Source organism: Roseburia sp. AF20-18LB (assembly GCF_003461185.1).
GTDB classification, from domain to species: Bacteria; Bacillota; Clostridia; order Lachnospirales; family Lachnospiraceae; genus Roseburia_C; species Roseburia_C amylophila.
The window spans coordinates 1-22,920 of the sequence record NZ_QTWP01000013.1 but is presented as its reverse complement, the minus strand read 5'-3'; the positions used below and the strand labels follow the sequence as shown (position 1 = coordinate 22,920).

General features: G+C 38.7%; 23 protein-coding genes and 1 tRNA gene. 20 read left to right on the top strand and 4 right to left on the bottom strand.

Translation table 11 applies throughout. The features are described 5' to 3' along the window. Positions 1–5 precede the first annotated feature (5 nt). Entirely contained in the window at positions 6–1,388 is a 1,383-nt protein-coding gene (locus DWX65_RS14030; RefSeq protein ID WP_118173679.1) for an NCS2 family permease, read from the top strand. Positions 1,389–1,464: 76 nt separating this feature from the next. On the opposite strand, the gene DWX65_RS15225 is transcribed toward DWX65_RS14030, so the two are convergent. Beyond that, positions 1,465–2,016 carry a hypothetical protein gene (locus DWX65_RS15225; RefSeq protein ID WP_199535059.1) on the bottom strand — a complete coding sequence of 184 codons (552 nt, stop codon included), beginning with the start codon at positions 2,014–2,016 and terminating at the stop codon, positions 1,465–1,467. 189 nt (positions 2,017–2,205) lie between these two features. On the opposite strand from DWX65_RS15225, the gene DWX65_RS14020 reads away from it, so the two are divergent. Beyond that, positions 2,206–2,276, top strand: a tRNA-Cys gene (locus DWX65_RS14020). Between the two features lie 2 nt (positions 2,277–2,278). Here the strand turns inward: DWX65_RS14020 and DWX65_RS15780 are convergent. Both DWX65_RS15780 and DWX65_RS14010 read right to left on the bottom strand, forming a co-directional pair. Continuing rightward, the gene (locus tag DWX65_RS15780) at positions 2,279–2,917 is read right to left on the bottom strand and encodes a YesL family protein (protein ID WP_118173678.1); all 639 of its coding nucleotides are present in this window, start codon (positions 2,915–2,917) and stop codon (positions 2,279–2,281) included. A gap of 26 nt (positions 2,918–2,943) precedes the next feature. Beyond that, positions 2,944–4,089 carry a LacI family DNA-binding transcriptional regulator gene (locus DWX65_RS14010; RefSeq protein WP_242997887.1) on the bottom strand — a complete coding sequence of 382 codons (1,146 nt, stop codon included), beginning with the start codon at positions 4,087–4,089 and terminating at the stop codon, positions 2,944–2,946. Between the two features lie 164 nt (positions 4,090–4,253). On the opposite strand from DWX65_RS14010, the gene DWX65_RS14005 reads away from it, so the two are divergent. The 13 genes from DWX65_RS14005 (at position 4,254) to DWX65_RS13945 (ending at position 17,394) form a co-directional block, all read left to right on the top strand. After that, positions 4,254–5,714 (top strand): glycoside hydrolase family 32 protein, encoded by a 1,461-nt coding sequence (locus tag DWX65_RS14005; protein WP_118173676.1) that lies wholly within the window; start codon positions 4,254–4,256, stop codon positions 5,712–5,714. Position 5,715: 1 nt separating this feature from the next. After that, complete coding sequence (locus tag DWX65_RS14000) at positions 5,716–7,008, top strand: ABC transporter substrate-binding protein (RefSeq protein ID WP_117699248.1); 1,293 nt, start codon at positions 5,716–5,718, stop codon at positions 7,006–7,008. An 87-nt stretch (positions 7,009–7,095) separates the two neighbouring features. Next, a complete protein-coding gene (locus DWX65_RS13995; protein ID WP_117842185.1) occupies positions 7,096–8,028 on the top strand; it encodes a carbohydrate ABC transporter permease in 933 nt (310 codons plus the stop codon). Then, positions 8,025–8,852: a carbohydrate ABC transporter permease gene (locus tag DWX65_RS13990; RefSeq protein ID WP_022242530.1), complete on the top strand. Its 828-nt coding sequence runs from the start codon at positions 8,025–8,027 to the stop codon at positions 8,850–8,852. The genes DWX65_RS13995 and DWX65_RS13990 overlap by 4 nt, the downstream gene beginning before the upstream one ends. A gap of 20 nt (positions 8,853–8,872) precedes the next feature. Beyond that, positions 8,873–9,979, top strand: a complete 1,107-nt coding sequence (locus DWX65_RS13985) for a glycoside hydrolase family 172 protein (protein WP_118173683.1) — start codon at positions 8,873–8,875, stop codon at positions 9,977–9,979. Positions 9,980–10,003: 24 nt separating this feature from the next. Further along, complete coding sequence (locus DWX65_RS13980) at positions 10,004–11,485, top strand: glycoside hydrolase family 32 protein (protein ID WP_118173675.1); 1,482 nt, start codon at positions 10,004–10,006, stop codon at positions 11,483–11,485. 119 nt (positions 11,486–11,604) lie between these two features. Continuing rightward, complete coding sequence (locus DWX65_RS13975) at positions 11,605–12,573, top strand: PfkB family carbohydrate kinase (RefSeq protein WP_118173674.1); 969 nt, start codon at positions 11,605–11,607, stop codon at positions 12,571–12,573. Between the two features lie 146 nt (positions 12,574–12,719). Beyond that, positions 12,720–13,202 carry an RNA polymerase sigma factor gene (locus DWX65_RS13970; RefSeq protein ID WP_118173673.1) on the top strand — a complete coding sequence of 161 codons (483 nt, stop codon included), beginning with the start codon at positions 12,720–12,722 and terminating at the stop codon, positions 13,200–13,202. Next, complete coding sequence (locus DWX65_RS13965) at positions 13,192–14,415, top strand: hypothetical protein (protein ID WP_118173672.1); 1,224 nt, start codon at positions 13,192–13,194, stop codon at positions 14,413–14,415. The genes DWX65_RS13970 and DWX65_RS13965 overlap by 11 nt, the downstream gene beginning before the upstream one ends. Before the next feature lie 165 nt (positions 14,416–14,580). After that, the gene (locus tag DWX65_RS15640; protein WP_330414831.1) at positions 14,581–14,724 is read left to right on the top strand and encodes a Gfo/Idh/MocA family protein; all 144 of its coding nucleotides are present in this window, start codon (positions 14,581–14,583) and stop codon (positions 14,722–14,724) included. Between the two features lie 224 nt (positions 14,725–14,948). Next, positions 14,949–15,419, top strand: coding sequence for a phosphohydrolase (locus DWX65_RS13955; RefSeq protein WP_117947259.1), 471 nt, complete (start codon positions 14,949–14,951; stop codon positions 15,417–15,419). Then, positions 15,413–16,171, top strand: coding sequence for a putative ABC transporter permease (locus tag DWX65_RS13950; protein WP_158564749.1), 759 nt, complete (start codon positions 15,413–15,415; stop codon positions 16,169–16,171). The genes DWX65_RS13955 and DWX65_RS13950 overlap by 7 nt, the downstream gene beginning before the upstream one ends. A gap of 323 nt (positions 16,172–16,494) precedes the next feature. Then, positions 16,495–17,394, top strand: a complete 900-nt coding sequence (locus DWX65_RS13945; RefSeq protein ID WP_118173670.1) for an Rpn family recombination-promoting nuclease/putative transposase — start codon at positions 16,495–16,497, stop codon at positions 17,392–17,394. Positions 17,395–17,500: 106 nt separating this feature from the next. Here the strand turns inward: DWX65_RS13945 and tyrS are convergent, their stop codons facing one another. Then, positions 17,501–18,727, bottom strand: coding sequence for a tyrosine--tRNA ligase (gene tyrS / locus DWX65_RS13940; RefSeq protein ID WP_118173669.1), 1,227 nt, complete (start codon positions 18,725–18,727; stop codon positions 17,501–17,503). Between the two features lie 659 nt (positions 18,728–19,386). Between tyrS and DWX65_RS13935 the strand changes: the two genes are divergently transcribed. The 5 genes from DWX65_RS13935 (at position 19,387) to DWX65_RS13915 (ending at position 22,869) form a co-directional block, all read left to right on the top strand. Further along, entirely contained in the window at positions 19,387–20,412 is a 1,026-nt protein-coding gene (locus DWX65_RS13935; RefSeq protein ID WP_022242539.1) for a glycosyltransferase family 2 protein, read from the top strand. A 90-nt stretch (positions 20,413–20,502) separates the two neighbouring features. After that, positions 20,503–21,054, top strand: coding sequence for a hypothetical protein (locus tag DWX65_RS13930; RefSeq protein WP_118173668.1), 552 nt, complete (start codon positions 20,503–20,505; stop codon positions 21,052–21,054). After that, positions 20,996–22,102 (top strand): lysylphosphatidylglycerol synthase transmembrane domain-containing protein, encoded by a 1,107-nt coding sequence (locus DWX65_RS13925; protein WP_118173667.1) that lies wholly within the window; start codon positions 20,996–20,998, stop codon positions 22,100–22,102. Before DWX65_RS13930 ends, DWX65_RS13925 begins: the two co-directional genes overlap by 59 nt. 57 nt (positions 22,103–22,159) lie before the next feature. Beyond that, entirely contained in the window at positions 22,160–22,558 is a 399-nt protein-coding gene (locus tag DWX65_RS13920; protein ID WP_118173666.1) for a hypothetical protein, read from the top strand. Beyond that, complete coding sequence (locus DWX65_RS13915) at positions 22,558–22,869, top strand: hypothetical protein (protein ID WP_022242543.1); 312 nt, start codon at positions 22,558–22,560, stop codon at positions 22,867–22,869. Before DWX65_RS13920 ends, DWX65_RS13915 begins: the two co-directional genes overlap by 1 nt. The last annotated feature ends 51 nt before the right edge of the window (positions 22,870–22,920 follow it).

Sequence of the window (22,920 nt, the reverse complement as noted above, 5' to 3'; positions counted from 1 at the left end):
TTATTATGGAAAAGTTTTTCAAACTAAAAGAAAATGGTACCAGCGTAAAAATCGAGTTTATCGCAGGTATCACAACATTTGTTACCATGGCTTACATCATCATGGTAAATCCGGCAATGCTTGCCACACCTTTTGAAGGAACCGATATGTATGATAAGGTATTCAACGGCGTATTTTTTGCCACCTGTCTGTCTGCATTTTTAGGAACCTTCTTAATGGGAGTTCTTGCCAGATTGCCGTTTGCCCAGGCACCTGGTATGGGAATGAACGCATTTTTTACTTACACCGTAATGCTTGGCATGGGTTATTCCTATGAAGCATCACTGGCAATGGTATTCATTTCCGGTGCATTATTTATCCTGATTACCTTATGTTCCTTCCGGGAAAAAATTGTAATGGCAATTCCCAAAAATATAAAAGTTGCCATATCGGTAGGTATCGGATTGTTCCTTGCATTTATCGGCTTCCAGGATGCAGGTCTTATCGTAGGAAATGACAGCACCATGGTATCGTTGGTGGATTTTTCTACTTTTTCTGAAAATCCGGTGGCTTGCTGGGGTGCAATTTTAGCCTTCTTTGGAATCGTGCTTACCACCGTTCTTTATAAGAAAAAAGTAACCGGTTCTATTTTAATCAGTATTTTTGTAGTAACTATTCTTGGAATTTTCACCGGAAATACTGTATTTGATGGCTTCCAGATTAACTTTGGTGCCCAGGTAAAAGATTTTGCAGATGTTTCCTTATTCGCATGTTTCCGCGGTTTCCGGGAATTATTTATGGGAAGCTCGGTAGGACAGGCAATTTTAACTTTGATCATGCTGATTATCACTTTCTCCATGGTTGACATGTTTGATACCATCGGAACCTTAATCGGAACTGCAAAATCAGCAAATATGTTAGATGAAGATGGAAATATTCCAAATGCAAAGAAGAGCCTTCTCTGTGATGCAATTGCAACGGTTGGCGGTTCTATATTTGGTACTTCCACCGTTACCACTTATGGTGAATGTATCTCCGGAATCAGCGTAGGAGGAAGAACCGGACTGACTTCTGTATTTACAGCAATCATGTTCTTAGCAGCAATCATCTTTGCTCCGTTTGTAAGCATCATCCCATCCTGTGCAACAGCACCGGCATTAATCTTCGTAGGTGGTCTTTTGTTAAGTGCTATCAAAGATATGGAATTTGATGATGTATCCGAAGCAATTCCGGCATATCTTGCATTAATCATGATGCCGCTTACCTACTCCATCGCAAACGGAATTGCCGTTGGATTGATTGCTTATACATTAATTAAAATCTTTACCGGAAAGTTCAAGGAGTTAAATATTATCACAGTAGTATTATCCGCACTCTTTGTTATCCGTTATCTGATGATTTCCTTATAATCTTTTGAAGAACTGCATAAGAAAAGCGCAGGGCAATGAATGCTCTGCGCTTAAATTTTTTCGCTATGTAATAATTCTACTGTGGCTGATTTGGATTCTGCTGCTGACCATTGAACTGCTGCTGACCATTGAACTGCTGTGACTGTCCGTTGAACTGCTGCTGTCCGTTGAACTGCTGCTGTCCGTTAAACTGCTGCTGTCCATAATAAGCCTGCTGTGCCTGATTTACCTTTGGAGCTACAATGCCGTAAGCCCAGTTTGCAAGTCCGTTTAATCCAGGAACGTTTGCTTCGTTTCCTTTGGCTGTGTTTACAAGAGCCATGATACAGAAAATCAGAACTACAAGGCTTACAATACCATCGATGACAGAAATTGCTGTTCCCCATACAGAACCCATAAGAGGTATCTGGTATAAGAAATCGAAAATGTTTAAAATACCATTTACGATATCTGCAAAGATACATAAGAAAAATGCCTGAATTACCTGACGGGAAGCCCATTCATTTTTCTCCACGATGAGAACGAAACCAGTCAGTAATGCAAGAACAGTGCTGTATCCTAAGAATGCAAGGATAAATGCGGCTACTGCATAAAATGATAATCTGATTCCTAACTTACCTTTTTCCATTATATTTGTTCCTCCTAAAAATGGTTTAATATTTTATAACATTATAAGTATACTGTTCTTATGTAAAAAAAGCAAATAAATTTGCATGGAATTGTGTAAAAAGCAGGTAGAAATCTGTAAATTCTCTCTTGACGGATTTGCGCTGCTTTGGTAAACTATATGAGTGTGAATTGACACAATTAAATATGTGGCGTCTTAGCCAAGTGGTAAGGCACGGGTCTGCAACACCCTTATCGCCGGTTCAAATCCGGCAGACGCCTTTTTAAAGAGAACCGAAGAGGTTCTCTTTTTTTAATAGTAGTTGTAATATGAAAGTATGCAGAAATGAAATCCCGGAAAAGCCTATTATAATAAAAGCTGCTAACACATATCCGGTTATTTTTGGTAACAATATGGGAATAGAAACTGGTAGTGCATTTATGCAAATACATAAAAAAGTAGCTGGAAGATATTTAAAAGTCAATATAACTGCATTTTTTACGGTATGTTTTAAAGTAGTTCTGTATTGATCCGGAAGAAAAAATGCATAAATAAGAAATCCCTGCAATAACAACAAAATAAGAAATTGTATACAGAGAGTGAGAGACCTGAAAAAGGTTTCTGGCATAAAAGGTAAAATGTATAAGTTAATCAGACAAAATATAAATAAAATCATTACAGGTAGCCAAAGAAGAATATTCTGCTTTAAATTTTTTCTCCAAAAGAAAAAATAAGTTCTTGCAATATAGGATTCTGTATTTTGTGAAAGTTTTAAATTTGTTTGATAAAGGGCGTAAAAGGATACCCCGATTGTAATGATAGGAAGGGATGTAATAATGAATAAAAAATTTAAAGCAATTAAACTGGTAAATTTGTTGATAAATCGAAAAAATTTACCATCAAGTGAAAAGAAGTTTTCCATAGTATAATATCCTTTCAAAATTAATTCTATATTGTGGAATCCCGGATAATAAGTTTTGTTTCATATTCCATATATGAATGAGGAGAGTTTGGGTATTGTATCCGCTCTAACATCTGGCGGGCTGCAGCAATACCAAGGTATTTTTTCGGAGTCTGTATTGTAGTGAGAGAAGGTGTAATCCTTTCAGAAGCAGGAATATCATCAAATCCTACTACACTTACATCTTTTGGAATCTGATAACCCAAAAATTGAAGAGCATATATTAATTGGATTGCTGTACGGTCATTCCCGCAAATAAATACATCCGGAACAGAAGCCATCTTTTGTAATTTTTTAACGACTATTTGAAAGTCCTGAAACTCATCAGAAGTTTCTGTTAATAAGCAATGTTTCCAGTCTAGTTCCAGGTGATTATCAGAAAGACATTCTTGTAATGCATCAAAACGTTCCTGAAAACCTCGTCCTACATTTGCGGAATAAATATCTCCAACAAAGGCAAAACGCTCGGCACCCTTGGAAATTAAATGATTTACAATCCGGTGAATATTTCTTTTGTTTTCCATAGTAACAATATCTATCATATCTAAAGCAGGATTATAATCCTTTGGTAAATCAACAGTAATAATTGGAAGATTATATTGTAACAATGCATTGCAGATAGCCCCATCACAAATTTCCACAAGAATAATACCTTTAATGGAAGGATCTTTTAATGCAGTAGGAAAATCCATTTTTTTCAAATCACTTTCAGACATGATTCCAATTACAAGATGATAATGTGCATTAGATAAGATGGATTCAATACCTGTTAAAACCGCAGTCCAGAATTCAGAGTCTGGTGCATAGGTTTTGGTAAGAAACAGGATAGAACCATTATTCACATTAGATGGAGAAGTAACATCTCCCGATTCGGAAAAAAGTTCTTTGTTTATGTTATTGTAATTCAGTTCTCTGGCTTTATTTAAAACCCGCTGCTTTGTTTTCGAAGAAACTTCATTACTGTTTTTTAAAGCTTTAGCAACAGTATTTCTGGATAAGTTTAATTCTTCGGCTAATTGTTTAATCGTGCATTTCATACTTCCACCTCCAGATTTATTGTAACACTTTATTAAGAATAAAGGAAGAAGAAAATGTGCGAAAAATAAAAATGCACGAAATGCACAAAATAACAATGAAAAGATGTATAACATGTATAAAACAACAGTTTTTATTATGTAAAAAAAATAGAAAATGATAAAATTGAGAAAGGTATGTTGAAAATAAATAGTGCATATGCTAAAATTTGAGCATAAAAAGAACGAGAAAAAACATGCAAATAGTGCAAAGAGAGGTGCATATGAAAAAATTATTGTACAGACCAAAAGATGCATGGGTTGGAGATTTAATACCGTATTATGAAAATGGAACTTTTTATGGTTATTATCTGCATGATCCAAGAATCAGAGACAAGGAGTATGCAGAAGAAACTACCTGGCATCTTGTAACAACAAAAGACTTTGTAAATGTGGAATACAAAGGGGAAGCAATCAAGAGAGGAGGAGATGACAAGCCAAATAAGAATGCTTACACTGGTTCCGTAATAAAAGACAAAGAAAATCTTTATCATGCATTTTTTACTGCGTATAATGAAGATATAAAAATTAATGGAAAAAGTGTACAGTCTGTAATGCAGGCAGTAGGAACAGATTTAGAACATCTTAATACAGTAGAAGAATTTTTGTTTGTTTCTGATGGAAAGCAATATGAAGAATTTGACTGGCGGGATCCATTTGTATACTGGAACGAAGAAGATGAATGCTATGACATGCTTCTGGCTTCAAGAATCAAAGGAGGAGGTGAATTACGGGGAGGCTGTATTGCACTGTGTAAGTCAAAGGATTTGAAACAATGGACCTATGAAAAACCGTTTTATGCCCCTGGCATGTATATCACCATGGAATGTCCTGAAATTTTCAAGATGGGAAATTACTGGTATCTGGTTTTCTCCACTTTTTCGGATCAATTTACTACACATTATAGAATTTCAAAAAGTCCAAATGGACCATGGGAAATTCCGGAAGATGATGTCTTTGACACCAGATCAGATTATGCAATCAAAACCGCATCAGATGGACAGCGAAGATTTGCATTTGGATGGATTGCAAGCAAATATGGAAATAAAGATTTTGGACCATGGGAATGGGGTGGAACAATGGTGTTCCATGAATTGATTCAGAATCCGGAAGATGGAACATTAAAAGTCCGGGTTATTCCAGGTGTGAAAGAGTTCTATGATGAAGTACAGGATTTGAAACCAGCAGCAGGCTATAATAGCCGGATAATAAAGACAGAAAAAGGAATTCATGTAATAAGTGATACCTTAGGCTCCGGTGTCTATGAAATTCCGGAAGATTGTTTTTCAATTGAAATGGATGTCTGTGTGAAGCGGGGACATGAATTCGGAATAGCGTTACATGTTGATTCTGAAATGGAAAAGGGTTATTTTTTAAGAATGAATCAACGGAAAAAGGAAGCAGCATGGGATATGTGGCCACGTTCGGAAAAGGGAATCTATCAGTGGCAGATAAAAGGTGATATACCATACCAGATAGAAACATCCAGAAGGCTTCCGGATGCAGATGAATATCATTTACTGATAATAAGAGAAGATGATATCTGTATTGTGTATATTAATGATGAAATTGTATTATCTACCAGAATGTATGATCACAAAGGTGGCTATGCCGGTGTTTATGTGGTACAGGGAGAAGTGGAATTAAACAATTTTGTGATAAAAACAAGAAAAGAGAGGGATTAAAATGAAAAAGAGAATGATGAGTATTTTATTGTTAGCAACAATGGTAACAGGGTTGATTGCAGGCTGTGGTTCTACAAAAAAAGAAGCAAAAAATGATGATGATGATGTGGTAACTGTTACATGGATGACATCAAGACCTGTGGATGGTGAAATAGATCAGGTAATGCATGAAATTGCAGATCAGTACAGTAAAGAAAAAGGCGGAAAGTGGAAAATTGAATTTGAAACAACAGCGGACAGACCTTCCTATTTACAGAAATTAAAGACATTAATTGCCGGAGGCAATATGCCGGATATAATTGATATTGATGCCGATCCATATTGTCAGGAGCTGGTAGATGCAGGAATGTTAGTAGATGTAAAACAATTTTTAAAAGATAATGACAGATATGATGATTTCTATCCGATTGCATTAAAATATCAGGAATTTACAGATGGTTCCATGTATACTTTACCATTAGAATATCATGTGGAAATGACATGGTATAACAAAGAAATTTTTGAACAGTATAATCTGACACCACCAACTACCATGGATGAGTGGCTGAATGTATGTAAAACCTTAAAAGATAATGGAATTACACCGATTTCGGTAGATGGTGTTGACAGATGGCCGGTACAGAGATACTTAGCAATGCTTCCATTTAGAGAAACCGGAAATGATTTTATCATTAATTTAAGAGATGGAAAAGAGAAAATGGACAGTGAAACCGGAAGAGAAGCAGCAGAATTTATGAAAGAAATGGGTCAGTATTTTAATGATGGATTTGCTGCAACAGACTATGCAACAGCACAATCAATGTTTTTAGATGGAAAATCTGCAATGTATTATATTGGTGACTGGGAAATCGGCGCTATGCAGGATGCATATGAGCAGGGTAAAATTGATTATTTTTATCTTCCTACTATTGAAGGTGCAAAAACACAGCCAAATGAATTTTGTATAAATTCTGGAATTGGTATGGCATTTAATGCAGAAACATTTGATGAAAAAACAAAAGATTTTATCTTATATGTAATTGATAATTATGGTAAATTATATGCTGGAAAACAGCAGATGTCTCCAATTAAAACCGATTTACCGGATGATGTTGAATACTCAGATCTTTATCTGAAAATTCAGGAAGATATGCAGTCTACAGGTGAAAACTTCCTGAAGCCTTGGGATACATACCTTGATTCCAATACCAATACCGTTATGCAGGATAATTTATTATTGCTGGCATCCGGTGATTTATCAGTAGACGATTTTTGTAAACTGGTAGATGATTCTATTGCAGAATATACAAAATAAGTAAATGACATATCGAGATATGTATTATCATGATTGGTAATACATATCTCGTAACAGATTTATATAAATGAAAAGGAAGGAGTTATAATGGGCGTTATAAGAAACAAAAAGGCCTTTCTGGCATTTTTACTTCCAGGATTATTGTTCTATATTTTGGCAGTATTTTATCCAATAGAAGAGTCTATTCGATTAAGTTTTATGAAATGGGGAGGAATAGGAAAAAAGCAGTTTGTCGGATTGGAAAATTATGTGACTATGTTTCACGACGAAGTTTTTTATAAGGCATTTTTTAACAATCTGATTTACCTTGTTATTGTAGTTTCCATGCAATTATTAATTGGACTGTTTTTTGCAATATTGCTGACATATATGACAAAGCATGTGACACTGGTTAAAACGTTGTATTATGTACCATGTATTATTACAACAGTTGCTATCACACAGCTTTTTAGAAGTATGTACTCAACAGAGCCTATGGGATTATTGAATCAGATATTACAAAAAGTAGGTTTAGGTGGAATGGTAACGTCCTGGCTTGCGAAAGTAAGTACTGTATTACCAGCTGTATCCATACCGGAAGGATGGAGATTTACTGGAATGTATATGGTTATATTTTATGCTGCACTGGTTTCATTAGATCCTTCTGTATATGAAGCTGCCAAAATAGATGGCGCTTCTGAAATGCAGATATTATTTAAAATTAAAATGCCATTGATAAAAGATATTATACTTCTGACTTTGACGATGTGTCTGACAGGAGCATTAAGAGGATTTGATATTCCATTTTTATTGACAAGTGGTGGACCGGGAAATGCCAGCGAATTAATGTCTACATATATGTATAAAAAGGCGTTTTCAAGTAACCAGTATGGTTATGGCAGTACTTTAGCGGTGTTTATTATTATTGAAAGTATTTTAGTTGTTTATATTTTAAGAAAAATTTTTACTTCAAAGGAACAAAAAGAAGAAAAAAGAATTGAAAAAGAACGCATCAGAAGGAATAGGAGGGGAAATCATTGAAGAAAAAAATAATAAAAATAATATTTGCAGTATTGATTATTCTCTTCTTAATCATTCAGATATATCCGGTCATATGGTTGTTTGTTGCAAGTGTGAAACCAACCGTAGAGTTGTCAGCAGCTCCATTTGCATTTCCAAAGAGTATTACGCTGGAAAATTTTTCTAAGGTTTTATCAGATGGTAAAATCGGTATGTATATGTGGAATAGTTTAAAGGTGACCGTTATTTCGCTGATTCTGATTGTAGTATTAAGTTCTACGGCAGGATATGCATTGTCAAAATTTAAAGTAAGAGGAACAAAAACAATTTATTCTTTCTTTACATTTGGAATTATGGTTCCAGTACAGATTACATTAATACCATTATTTATTTTTTATAGTAAACTAGGTATTTTAAATACAAGTTTTTCTTTAATATTACCACAGGTAGGATTTGCATTACCTTTATCAGTTATGATGTTTGTAAGTTTTTACGAATTTGTTCCGAATGAATTGATAGAGGCAGCGGTTGTTGATGGGTGTTCACCGCTTCGGACTTTTATTCAGATTGTGTTCCCATTAGCAAGAAATACCGTTATTACAATTGCTTCCATGTATAGTATTCTGATTTGGAATGACTTTATTTTTGCAAATACATTTATTAGTGATACTTCAGCCAAGACAGTGGCAATGGGATTAAAAGATTATGTCGGAGCATTTGGAAATGTGGACTGGGGTTCAACATTTGCTGCAATAGCAATTTCAATTCTTCCTCCACTGGTAATCTATTTTGCATTAAATAAATGGGTAACAGCTGGAATGACTATGGGTGCAACGAAAGGATAAGGTATAAAATGGATAAAAATATGATTATGCTGCCAGGAACAGCAGCAATGCTTCCCTATCTGACACATGGAAAAAGCAGGGCGATTAATGCTGAAAACAGGACAGGAGAAAAGGGAAAGGGAGGTATGGCAGCCAGCGTTCTCGGAAAATCAAGAAAAGGCAGTCCTTGTTTGAATGATATCCAGCCGGGAGAGACGGTTGTTTTAGGAGAAATAGATGGTCCGGGAATTATTCATCATATATGGATAACAACGGATAATAAAACGTCAGAAGGAGATTGCTTTGTTCTTAGGGACCTGGTTCTCAGAATGTATTGGGACGGCGAGGAAAATCCATCAGTAGAAGCACCGTTAGGGGATTTTTTCTGTTGTGGATTTGGAAAAGAGTGTTATATTAATTCCAGTCTTATAACAGTTGTCCCATCCAGAGGGTTAAATTCTTATATTCAGATGCCATTTAAAAAGAGAGCAGTTATTACATTAGAAAATCAGCATGCAAATGCAATTCCGGCTTTTTTTTATCAGATTGATTATAATTTATACAATTATCTGCCAGAAGAAACGGAATATTTTCACGCAAGCTGGAGAAGAGAAGCTCTTACCGAGCTGGGAAAAGATTATGTTATTGCAGATGGAATAAAAGGTAGTGGTCATTATATCGGTACATATATAGCATTGTCTACACTTCAAAGATATTGGTGGGGTGAAGGAGAAGTAAAGTTTTATATTGATGGAGATGAACAATATCCAACAATCTGTGGAACCGGAATGGAAGATTATTTTGGAGGTTCCTGGAGTTTTGCCAGACATGAGGACGGAAAAACGATAGAACAGACATATACAACTCCTTTTCTTGGATATCCATTTTATTCAAGGCATGATGATCTGGTAAATAATTTATATCATAATGATGATTGTCCGCCGATGCGCGGTTTTTATCGCTGGCATGTCATGGATCCGGTGTTTTTTGATGAGGAGCTTAAGGTTACTGTGCAACAGATTGGTGTTGGACATAAAGGTTTATTTGAACGTCAGGATGATTTGTCAAGTGTTGCATACTGGTATCAGAAGGAACCACATAATGTTTTTTCAAAGCTTCCTGAGAAAGAAAAAAGATGGCCAAGATAGAAAAGGGAGCAGAAAGGTCAATTGATGTCAAAGGAAAAAATGCTTCAGGAAATTGAACGGGCACAAATAGTAATTAATCAGAATAAAGAAAAAGTTTCACAGGGAAAAATGAGGCAGAAATACCACTTTATGGCAGAAACGGGATGGATTAATGATCCTAATGGATTGATATATTTCAAAGGAAAGTATCATTTTTTCTATCAGTATAATCCATATCAGAGTTTTTGGGAAAATATGCACTGGGGACATGCTGTCAGTGATGATTTGATTCATTGGGAGTATCTTCCGGTTGCATTAGCACCAAGTGAACCTTATGAAGATCATTTGAAGGGTGGATGTTTTTCCGGAAGTGCAATTGAATTTGACGGAAAGCTATATTTAATATACACAGCAGCAACGAATCATGGAAATGGATTTGTCCAAACACAGTGTGTTGCTTATAGTGAAGATGGTATTCATTTTGAAAAATATGAAAAAAATCCAGTTTTAACAGCACCGGAAGGGATTTCGCCAGATTCCTTCCGGGATCCCAAGGTATGGAAACACGAAGACAGCTATTATATGGTATGCGGAGCTTCAAGAAATCAAAAAGGACAGGCGTTATTGTATCGCTCAGAAGATTTGATACATTGGACATTTATAAATGTATTAGCAGAAAGCAGGGGAGAATGGGGAACCATGTGGGAATGTCCTGATTTCTTTCGTATAGGAAACCGGTATGTTTTAACTTTTTCACCTATTGGTGCAGGAGAGAGGACTTGTGTGTATTTAACCGGTTCGTTTGATTATGATACCGGCAGGTTTGATTTTGATGTTTCAGGAGAAATTGATTGGGGCTTTGATTATTATGCACCACAATCATTTCAGGCACCTGATGGAAGAAGAATTATGGTTGCATGGGCAAATGAATGGGAATGGATGCCGTTTTTTAAAGACTGGGGACCGACTTACAGGGAAGACTGGTGCGGATTCTTTAATTTTCCGCGCGAAGTTAATATGACCAAAAGTGGAAGATTGAGTTTTGTTCCGATACGGGAGTTAAAAAAATATAGAAAAAAAACTGGTAAATATGTTCAGGACAAGTTGGTGATTTGTGATTCGCAACAAGAGTTAAAATCAGATGATGGAATAGCATTTGAGCTGAAATTTAATATAAATTTACGAGCGAGCAATGCACAGCAATTACTTGTAAAATTAAGATGCGATGAAATAAATCAAACAGTTTGTATATTTGATTTGAAGAATGGAGAATTAAAGGTAAATCGTAATAAGGCAGATGGATGGAGTAAAGGGATATCACACAGTATACTCTTTTTAAAAGAAAAAGATGTATTAGATGTTCATATTTTATCTGATCAAAGTTCCTTAGAATTATTTACTGATAATTATCAAAATAATCATTCTATGAATGTATTTGCGGGAAATGAACAAAATAAAATATATTTTCAGGCAGTAGAAGGAAGTGTTGTGCTGGAAAATGTAGAAGTGTATGGAATTGAACCGTGAAAAAATGAATTTCATTTCATGGTATGATGATATAGAAGAAAAGGAAATGATAAACCAGTTCGGAAAAGAACTGGTTTCATTTCTATAAAAAAAGGAAGAAATATAGGAGGAATCGTAATATGAAAAAGAGCTTTGATGTTATTGCATTGGGAGAATTATTAATTGATTTTACGATGAATGGACAGAGTGAACAGGGGAATGATTTGTTTGAAGCATGCCCTGGTGGAGCGCCATGTAATGTTCTGGCAATGTTAAATGAAATGGGAAAGAAAACAGCATTTATTGGCAAAGTTGGAAAAGACCAGTTTGGAAAATTGCTTCGAAATACGTTAAATGATATTGGAATTGATACCTCCAATCTTTTTACAGACAGTACTGTAAATACAACACTTGCATTTGTACATACATTTCCGGATGGTGACCGTGAGTTCTCTTTTTATCGTAATCCGGGTGCTGATATGATGCTGACAGAAGATGAAATTAATACAACATTTATTTCCCAGGCAAAAATTTTCCATTTTGGAACGTTATCTATGACACAGGATAGTGTAAGAGCTGCAACAAAGAAAGCGGTTAAAGCGGCAAAGGAGAGTGGAGCACTCATTTCATTTGATCCAAATTTAAGGGAACCTTTGTGGAGTTCATTAGAATTAGCCAAAGAACAGATGAATTATGGATTTAGTCAATGTGATATATTGAAAATCTCTGATAATGAGATTCAGTTTGTTACTGGAAAAGAAGATTATGATGAGGGAATCAGATGCCTTCAGGAAAAATATCAGATACCACTCATTCTCTTAACAATGGGAAAAGAAGGAAGCCGCGCTTATTATAAGGGAATGCGTGTGGAATGTAGTGGATTTTCTGTAAAGACAATCGAGACAACAGGTGCAGGAGATACGTTTATGGGAAGTGTGCTGAATTATCTTCTGGAACATGATTTTAATAATCTGACAGAAAAGCAGTTGGAGGAACTTTTAAAGCTGGCAAATGCAGCGGCAGCTATAGTGACAACCAGAAAAGGTGTTATCCGTGCAATACCAAAAAAGAGTGAAATAGAAGAACTTCTTCAAAGGAATATGTTATAATTTATAAAAAGATTTGGACAATAAAAAGAGCTGTGGCACAGTCAGAGGTTGGGTCGGTCAGCTCTTTTTTTGTAACCTTTTCCCATCCCCACTTGTATATATAGTGAAAGGCCTTTTAAACAGAAAAGAAATATGAGGGATCACTCATGAGAATAGCAACTGAGGTATTAGTGGAAAAGTATAAAGACCATTTATTTGCAGCGGCATTCAATGTCTGTAAAAATGCAGCAGATGCCGATGATGTGGTGCAGGATACTTTTTTTCAATATCATACAACCAACAGACAATTTGAAAATGAGCAGCATATCAGAGCATGGCTCATTCGGGTGGCAATCAATAAAGCAAAGAATATATATCTTTCTTTCTGGCGGCAGAAGGGTGTGCCGTTAGAAGAATATATGGAGACACTGACATTTGAGACACCAGAAGCCCAGACACTGTTTACAGAAGTCATGAAGCTTCCAGAGAAGTATCGAATCGTCATACATTTATTTTATTATGAGGATTACACCATCCGGGAAATCGCGAAGATTATGAATGTGACAGAAAGCAACGTGAAGGTCAGGTTGACGCGTGGTCGCAGACTGCTCAGAAATGTATTAAAGGAGGAATGGGAAAATGACAGATAAAGAAAGATATAAACAGGCTTTTTCTTCTTTGCATGCCTCCGGACATATTTCTTTGGAGGTCAATATGAATCATAATAGAAAATTTCATCCAACACGTAAATTAATCGCAGCAAGTGCCTGCGCCATATTGTTGTTAGGTGGCAGCAGTGCCTATGCAGCGTATCATTTCCTAAGTCCGTCACAGATTGCGGATGAAGTAGCGGACAATGGTGCATTAAGCCGGGCGTTTGCCGGAGAGGATGCGGTAAGCATTAATGAAACACAGCAGAGTAATGGCTATGATATTACCTTATTAGGACTGGTGTCCGGAGAAAAATTAGAGCTTTGTGTACCACAGGAAACAAAGGAAAATGTCAGCAAATCACATACTTATGCAGCTGTTGCAATTGCAAAAAGTGACGGAACGGATATGGAAGACCGCAATTTCTTTGTGGCACCGTTAATCAATGGTGTGTCTTTTTTGGATGCCAATGCAGCAACCATGGATGAGACACTTACCTGGTTCTGTAAAGACGGCGTTCTTTATGAGTTGATAGAATGCGATGATTTGGAAATATTTGCAGACCGTGGCGTACAGTTGGGAATTGTGGACAGCTTCGGGAGCGAAACGGCTGCATTTCGAATGGACAATGAAAGTGGCTCTTACCGTAAAGTGGAAGACTATGCTGGCACAATTGCACTTTTCACCCTGCCATTAGATACCACTAAGGCAGACCCGGCGGCAGCGGAGGAGTACCTTAAGAAGCTTGAAGAAGCTGCGGTAGGAGCTGAGGCAGCAGATACGGAAGGAACTGCCGGCAGAGCAGAAGTTAGCATAATCACCGGAACAGAAAGTGAAGCTGCAGCAGGCTATATGAATCAGCAGGTCAGAGATTTCGTGGATGGCATTACAGCAGATAATTTATCGGATTATTTTGAAATCGTAAAAGATTACCCGGTATTTACTGCTATGCCGGACGAAAATGGCTGGGTGGATTTTGGAACACAGTATATTGAAAAAGAAGATTATGTTGCAAATGGCGGAAGCGGCGAAGTTTCCAACTGGATTGCAGAGGATGAAGAATTTAGCGTTAGTGCAATTACCATGACAGGAAACGATGGAAAAGAAGATGTTTCCACACTTCGGATTTCCGTTGTTTTCCGCAATGAAGACGGCAGTCTTACAGAAGCATTGTATCAGATAAAACCGGACTGCGTCGATTTGATAAAGTAAATTTAGTAAAGATATGACATAAAAAGAGGTTGTTGCACCGGATAGATTTTTTACCAAAATCCGGCTGTGGCAGCCTCTTTTAAAATGCATTTTCTTATGATAAGATTATGGCAAAAATGAGAGCATTGCAAAGGTCTATGATTCCATAGATGAAGTTTTTTTAATATGAATCTTGCAGGCGGGGCAATGCTTGACATTGGCGTATATGCACTTTCTATTGTAAGAAGCTTCATGGATAAAAAGCCGGAAGAGGTTGTGAGCCAGAGAAAGGTATCACCAACTGGTTCAGACGAGCAGGCAACCATCTGATTAAAAAATGATTCAGACCAGATGGCAACAGTTGCGCTTTCCATGCATTCCAAGCAGCCAAAGCGGGCAATGATAAGCTGTGAAAAGGTGTTTTTATAGCTTTTAGGCATTCATAAAAAACACTCATGGTTACAGGTTAAGGAAATCGTAAGAATCCGGGCATTGACGTGACACATGATATTGATTAAGATGGAATAAGATGAGAGGTAAGGAAGTTAAAGAAAATGGAAGCTTATAGTAAAGATACTTATTTCATGAATATATTAAAGCAGGTTGAGGCAGAAACCAGAATTTTGCAGTCCAGGGAGCATATTCAGCATGGAACCACCACGGTATACGAGCATTGCGTTCAGGTGGCATATGAAAGTTACCTTTTTGCAAAAGAACATCAGCTTCAGGTAGAAATGGAGCAGCTGATCCGGGGTGCATTGCTTCACGATTATTTCTTATATGACTGGCATAACCAGCTGACGCCGCATCATCTGCATGGATTTTTCCATCCGGGTGTAGCACTGCGGAATGCCAGCATGGATGTGGAATTAACTCCGATAGAGCATGACATTATCAAGAAGCATATGTTTCCGCTGACGCTGGTGCCGCCGAAATACTTGGAAAGCTGGATTGTCTGCTGGATTGACAAGAGATGTTCTACCAGAGAGACCTTACAGCGCAGATGCAGGGAGGAAGTATGTTAGTACAGGTAAGAGAATTTATGGGCACATGCGGAAATGTGTTCCTGCATTTTCTGGTAGCCGGCAGAATTTATTTCCTTTGGTTTGTGATTTACAGTGCAGCAGGATGGCTTTATGAATCTACCATTTGCTCCCAGATAAAATATCATAAATTTATCAACCGTGGCTACTTAAGAGGTCCGTGGATTCCGATTTATGGAGCGGGAGCAGTGCTTAATTACTGGCTCATCGGCTGGATTGGAAATGTGCCGGCAATCTTTGTGGCAGCCATGTTTACCTCCGGCGTAGTAGAGTATATTACTTCTTATGCGATGGAGCGTATGTTCCACAAACGTTGGTGGGATTATACCAGATACAGATATAATCTGAACGGGAGAATCTGTCTTTATGGCTGCATCATATTTGGAATCGGAAACGTGATACTGCTCCGCTTCGTTCATCCGGTAATCATGCAGCTTACCGCAGCAATTCCGGAGCTGGTGCTCACCAGAGTGGTACTTTTCCTATATATTCTCTTTGTAGTTGATGTGGTTTATACGACCGTACATATGGAAACCGTCCGTGCAAGAATGGAAAAGCTGGCACGGCAGATGCGGGACCGGAAAGAATGTTACCTTTATATGGCAGGGGAGCAGAAGGAGTACTGTAAAATTTACTTCGAAGAGAAGAAGGAGCGTTGCAGCAGTTTTGTGGAAGAACGGAAAGAACTGTGCGTTCAATATGTGGAGAAAGTGAAAGACCGGTTCCGGGGGTAGAAGCCTTCGGTACCGGTTTTATAAATATTTTACTTGTTTTCTTCAAGGGCATTTGTTACAATCAACACAAAGCATATATTCTGATTTTCGAGTGGCGGAAGCCAATCTAAATTTCTGGTATCAATTCAATGGATTCTATGCTTTTAAATTCTAATTACAATTTATGAACGCATAGTGCATTGGATAGGTGGAATTTCAGAATCGGAAATGAGATTATGATAACAGTACCTGACAAATAAGTTTGAACGATATGAAAATTCGTTCTTACGAAAAGCCAAGTATATCATCCTGCTTTTCCTTGCACTATGGGAAAAGGAGGAAACATGAAAACTTTAGAAGAACTGAATCTGGTGGATGACTTTCTGGTAAACAGCCTGACCAGCCACAAAATTTACGGGGAACAGTCGGCGAGGTACATTTTGGAATGCATTCTGCACCGGCAGATAGGAAAGCTTACAGTAGTGCCGCAGTGCTTCTTCTGTGGAGAGAATACAGAGACTCACGGCATTCGGCTGGATGTATATCTGGATGAAGAGAACGGAGAAATCTTTGATATAGAACCAGACCAGAATGATGGAAAAGAAGAAATCGTATCACTGCCCCGAAGAGTCCGTTTTTACCATGCGAAGATTGACGCAGGAAATCTGACAGCAGGGGATACCTATGGGAGTCTTCGGAATGTCATCGTAATCTTTATTACAACTTATGATCCCTTTGGACTGAATCGTATGGTGTATACAATCAAAAATGGATGTATCGAAGTACCGGAATTAGAATATGAGGATGGCGCACAGACGATATTCCTGTATACAAGGGGAAGGGAAGGAAACCCGCCGGAGGAATTAAAACAGCTACTGCATTACATGGAGCATTCATCCATAGAGAATGCTCCATCTGAAAACTTGAAAAAGTTACATCGGATGGTAACGGCAGTTAAGCGGGATGGAGAGGTAGGTCTTGCATATATGAAGAGTTTTGAGAGAGAAGAGCGGATTCGAAAACAAGGCGAAGCAGAAGGAAGAAAAGCCGGACTGGAAGAAGGTAAGAAAGCTGGTTTAGAAGAAGGCTTGCAGGAGGGAAAAGAAGTAGAAATCATAAAGCTCGGTAGTAAATTTGGAAAATCAGATGCCGAAATCTTGGCATTGCTGCAGGAAGAATTACAGATAACGGAAGAGCAGGCAAAACAGGTATTAGAAAAGTATGGAAAGACTTTGGATTTATAAAGCGATAAGATTCAGAAAGAAATAGCGGGTTATAGGACAAAAAAGAGTTGTACCGGAATGTCCAACAGGACAAATCGGTACAACTCTTTTGGCTTATTTTTATAGATTATTTCATTACAATTTTACAGAATTTTTTCTTTCCACGTTTCAGAACAAATTCTTCTGCATTTTTGATATCATCCGGAGCATATGTGGTCTTGATGTCGGTTACTTTTTCGCCGTTGACGGTAACACCACCCTGCTCTACGGCACGACGTGCCTCGGAACGGGAAGCACAAAGTCCGGCAGAAACAAGAAGTCCCATGATATCGATAACGCCATCGCGAAGGTCTGCCTCTGTAATTTCAGCAGCAGGCATATCTGCATGATTGCCGCCGGAGAATAATGCTCTTGCACTCTCCTGTGCTTTTTTGGCTTCCTCTTCGCCATGAACCAGATTGGTCAGTTCGTAAGCTAAGATTTCTTTTGCCTGGTTCAACTGGCTGCCTTCCCATTTATCCATTTCGTCAATCTGCTCTAATGGCAGGAAGGTTAACATACGCAGACATTTTAATACATCTGCATCGGAAACATTTCTCCAGTACTGATAGAAGTCAAATGGAGAAGTCTTATTCGGGTCAAGCCATACAGCACCGGACTGTGTTTTACCCATTTTCTTACCTTCGGAATTCAGAAGAAGGTTGATGGTCATCGCGTAAGCATCTTTTCCAAGTTTACGACGAATCAGCTCGGTTCCGCCTAACATGTTGCTCCACTGGTCATCGCCACCAAACTGCATATTACAGCCATATTTCTGGTATAAGGTATAGAAGTCGTAGCTCTGCATAATCATGTAGTTAAACTCTAAGAAGCTTAAGCCCTTTTCCATACGCTGTTTGTAGCATTCTGCGGTCAGCATACGGTTTACAGAAAAATTAGCACCAACTTCACGCAATACTTCAATGTAATTTAAGTCCATGAGCCAGTCAGCGTTATTTACCATAAGAGCTTTGTTATCGGAGAAATCAATAAAGCGGCTCATCTGTTTCTTAAAGCAGTCACAGTTGTGCTGAATGGTTTCTGGTGTCATCATCTGACGCATGTCAGTACGTCCGGATGGGTCTCCGACCATGGCGGTTCCGCCACCAATCAGGGCGATTGGCTTGTTGCCAGCCATCTGGAGACGTTTCATTAAGCAAAGTGCCATGAAATGTCCAACATGAAGGCTGTCTGCGGTTGGGTCAAATCCAATATAAAAAGTAGCTTTTCCATTGTTGATGAGCTCTCTAATCTCGGCTTCATCAGTTACCTGGGCAATCAGACCACGGGCAACTAATTCATCATATAATGTCATAATAAAAATCCTTTCTGAAAATGTATTTTTTAAAATTCCGGGAAATATTTTTATCCTGTTTCCCGCATAAAAAAGCCCCCGTCCTATGAAAGGACGAGGGCGAAGTCTCGTGTTACCACCTTTTTTCACAGATTATTCGCATAACCTGCCTCAGTAAGTGTCCGTCACCGACAGGACTGCCGTCTGCAGTGCCTTAAGGATATCTGGCAACTTACGCATCGATAACGTGTGCTAATCCGTCGCAGCCTACTCATTCAAATTTGCATAAGCCATTCATTTGTAAACGGTGTTTCTGATTTGACAAATGTTGAATATTTGGTGCGAAGCTCCGGGATGTATTCATAACAAGCTGCCCCTGTACCTCTCAGCAACCGGTGACTCTCTGTAGGTTTCCTTTATTATTACTTGTTCCCATCAAAGCCTGTAACTGCCTTAATTATCCCCATTATAGGGGGTAACTTAAAATTTGTCAAACATAAGATTTTAAAAGCCGGATTTAAAAATTTGTTATTTATTGTTTAACAAATCTTAAGGAAATGTAAATTGACAAATTGCTTTAATTGAGTAATTGTATTAATGTAGTAATACATAAAAAGAAAATTGAAGACAAAAGGAAAGTTCATTCGTTTTAGTTAACAGAGATACAGGAGGTTAGGAAAATGAAGAAAATCACATTTACAGTACCTTGTTACAATTCACAGGATTATATGAAACGTTGTATAGATTCCCTTTTGGTATGCAAGGAGGAAGGGGAAATTATCATTGTAGATGACGGCTCTACCGACAGAACCGGAGAGATTGCCGACGAGTATGCAAAGGAATATCCGGATATTGTGAAAGTCATACATAAAGAAAACGGTGGACATGGTTCCGGCGTAAATGCGGGACTTGAGGCAGCCACAGGAACTTATTTTAAAGTGGTGGATTCCGATGACTGGCTGGATGAGGAAAGCTTAAAGGAGCTTCTCTCAGAGCTTCGGGAATGGGAATGGCAGGAAAAAGAAGTGGATCTGGTAGTCTGCAATTATGTCTATGACCACCTTTATGAGAATAAGACAAAGCCAATGCGCTATACCAATGTATTTCCGGAGAAGAAGATTTGTACCTGGAATGACATGGGTAATTTCAAGCCGTCCCAGTACCTTGTGATGCATGCGTTGCTTTACCGCACCCAGATATTGCGGGATTGCAGGCTGCAATTGCCGAAGCACACCTTTTATGTGGACAACATATTTGCATATAAACCATTACCTTATGTAAAAAATATCTGCTATCTGAATCTGGATTTGTATCACTATTTTCTGGGAAGAGATGACCAGTCCGTAAATGAAAAAGTCTTAATGAAGCGGATTGACCAGCAGATTAAGGTAACCAAACTGGTGTCAGACTGCGTGAACCTTGGTGAGGTGTCAAAAACTTATCCGAAGCTGGCAGCCTATATGACAAGAAATATCTCTATCATGATGGCAATTTCTTCCATCCACCTGCTGCTGATTGGAGATAAGGAAGCTTATGCGAAACGGGAGAATCTCTGGGAGCATATAAAGGCACTGCATCCAAAGCTTTATAGCATTTTAAAATACCGGAGATTAAGCGGATTTACTTATCTGCCGGGGGGTGTGGCAGGCGGTTTTGTAACCCTGACCGGCTATCGTCTGGCACGGAAGATGTACCAGTTCCAGTAAGAAGCAGGACAGAGACAATGGGAAATTGCAACGTAAGGCAGCATGAAAGCAATATAAGAAACAGCAGGAATCGCACAAGAGGATAAGAAAATGGAAAAATTATACATCGGATTAGTAGATACTCCGGGGCTGTTTGCGTGGATGATCCGCAAAGCCATCCGGCAGGATTACATACATGTGGTGCTTGGCATGGACGAGATGCTGGATGAGTGCTACAGCGTGGGAAGAAGATTTCCTTCGATACCGCTTCTGGCGGGTTTCGAGCGGGAAGAAAAGGAAAAAATCATGCGGGCATTTCCGACGGCGCGTTATATGATATTTGCCATAGACTGCACAAAAGAGCAGAAGGAAAATATCAGAAAGCAGTTGAAAAAATGCTATGAAAACCGCTACAAATATCATTACTGCATCGCGGGACTGCCTTTTATTTTATTGCAGAAGGAATTCTTCCGGGAGAAACGCTATACCTGTTCCTCCTTTATTGCCCGGGTGCTTGAGGAGAATGGATTAAAGCTTTTTTCGAAGCATTTTTCACTGGTAACGCCAAAAGATTTTTATGAATTAGAGCAGAAAGAGGTCATCTATGAAGGAGCACTTAAGCAGCTCATCCGTATGGAGCAGTATCGGACAGAAATTGCATAAGAATAAAAAGAATCTCATCAGTGTCCTGCTGTTTCTCTTACTGGCGGCACTGACCTTCTCTGCTATCTGTAAGGGAAATGATATGACAGAGGTGGCAAAGGCAGTAAGAAAAATGGATGCGTGGTATCTCTTTGGGGCCATGGGTCTGGGGATTTTCTTCGTATCGGCAGAAGGGCTGATGATCTGCTATCTTCTGCGGGCACTGGGAAATCCCATTGCAGCAGGCAGGTGCATCAAATATTCCTTTATTGGATTTTTCTATTCGGGAATCACACCGTCCGCCACAGGCGGACAGCCGATGCAGCTCTATCATATGAAAAAGGATGGGTTGAAGATATCGGAAAGTACTGTGGTCTTAATGACGGTAGCAGTGCTTTACAAATTTGTGCTGGTGGTGATTGGAATTTTCATGCTGCTGTTTGGCTATCATCCGCTAAAGAATTATCTGGGAAGCTATATGTGGCTTTTTTATCTGGGACTACTGTTAAATACAGTGCTGGTGATTTTTCTTTTAATCGTGATGTTCGGGCCAAAGCTGTTTCACAATATTGTGACAGGAGCAGAGCGGTTCTGCGTACGGTTTCACCTGCTGAAACACTCGGAGGAACGAATTGAAAAACTCTCCGGCTTTGCGGAAAAATACCGGGAGACGGTGCAGTTTTTTGCCGGACATAAGGGAAAAATTGTGGCGGTCACATTATTTACGGTGCTGCAAAGATGCAGTGTATTTTTCCTGACTTATCTTGTATATCTTGGCTTTCATTTAAAGGGCACAGATGCGCTTACGGTCATGATGCTCCAGGCATCCGTCTATATCGCCGTGGATATGCTGCCATTGCCGGGGGCACAGGGAATTACGGAGCTGATGTATAAGAGCATTTTCGCCGGGGTATTTCCGGGAACTTTTCTTACGGCATCCATGTGTGTGTCCCGTGGAATAAATTTCTACTTTTTGTTGATAACTTCCGCAATTCTTACGGTGATTGTATATATCCTGGAATGGAAGTGCAGCAGAAAGAAACCCGCAGAAACCGCAGAATACAATTGACTTTGAGAAAATTCCCTCATATAATAAAAGTATCAGTTTTATAAGGAGGATATAAATATGGCATGTTTTTTAGTTCCGGCAACGGAAGCTGCAGTTACCACAATTGCAGAGCATGTGGTAAAGGGGAAAGAGGAACGCGCAAATAAAAAGGAACTTACCTTAAGTGAGAACAGCAAGACACCATTTTCTCATAAATTAAAATGGTTAAATCATATGCTTTGGGGCGGTTCTGCATTGCTGGCATTTGAACATATCTGGCATGGCGAAGTGACACCATGGTTCCCATTTTTAACAGCAGCAGGAAATCCGGAGGATGCGATGGCAATGCTCCATGAGATGGCAACAACCGGTGTTGCCATGGCAGTACTTGTTACGGCTGTGTGGGCTGGTATGGTAGCAGTATCCAATGTCATCGAGAAACGTCCGGTTATCGGAACAGGTAAGGAGATACAATAATGACTTTACTTACAGCAGCCATTGCGGCAGTGATTGTAACTTTGGTATGGTATTTTAAGGACGGCACCAACGAGATGCGAATAGGAACCTTAAGTCTTATGTACTGGGGCGCCACACTGATGTGGCTGGTAGATGCGGTAGTTGAGTATATAGAATTAAAGGCAGCGTATTTTACACCGGAACCGGTGGACATGCTGAATGATTTTTTCCTGGGGATATCCGTAGTGGTCTTAGGATTAATCATCTGGCTGGTAATGTTTTTAATCAAAGATCCAAAGGGTGTGCTGCAGAAACGGTTACAGAGAAAATAGAAATATTAATAGAGTTATAGGACAAAATGTGTTGATGAAAACCGCTTTCAA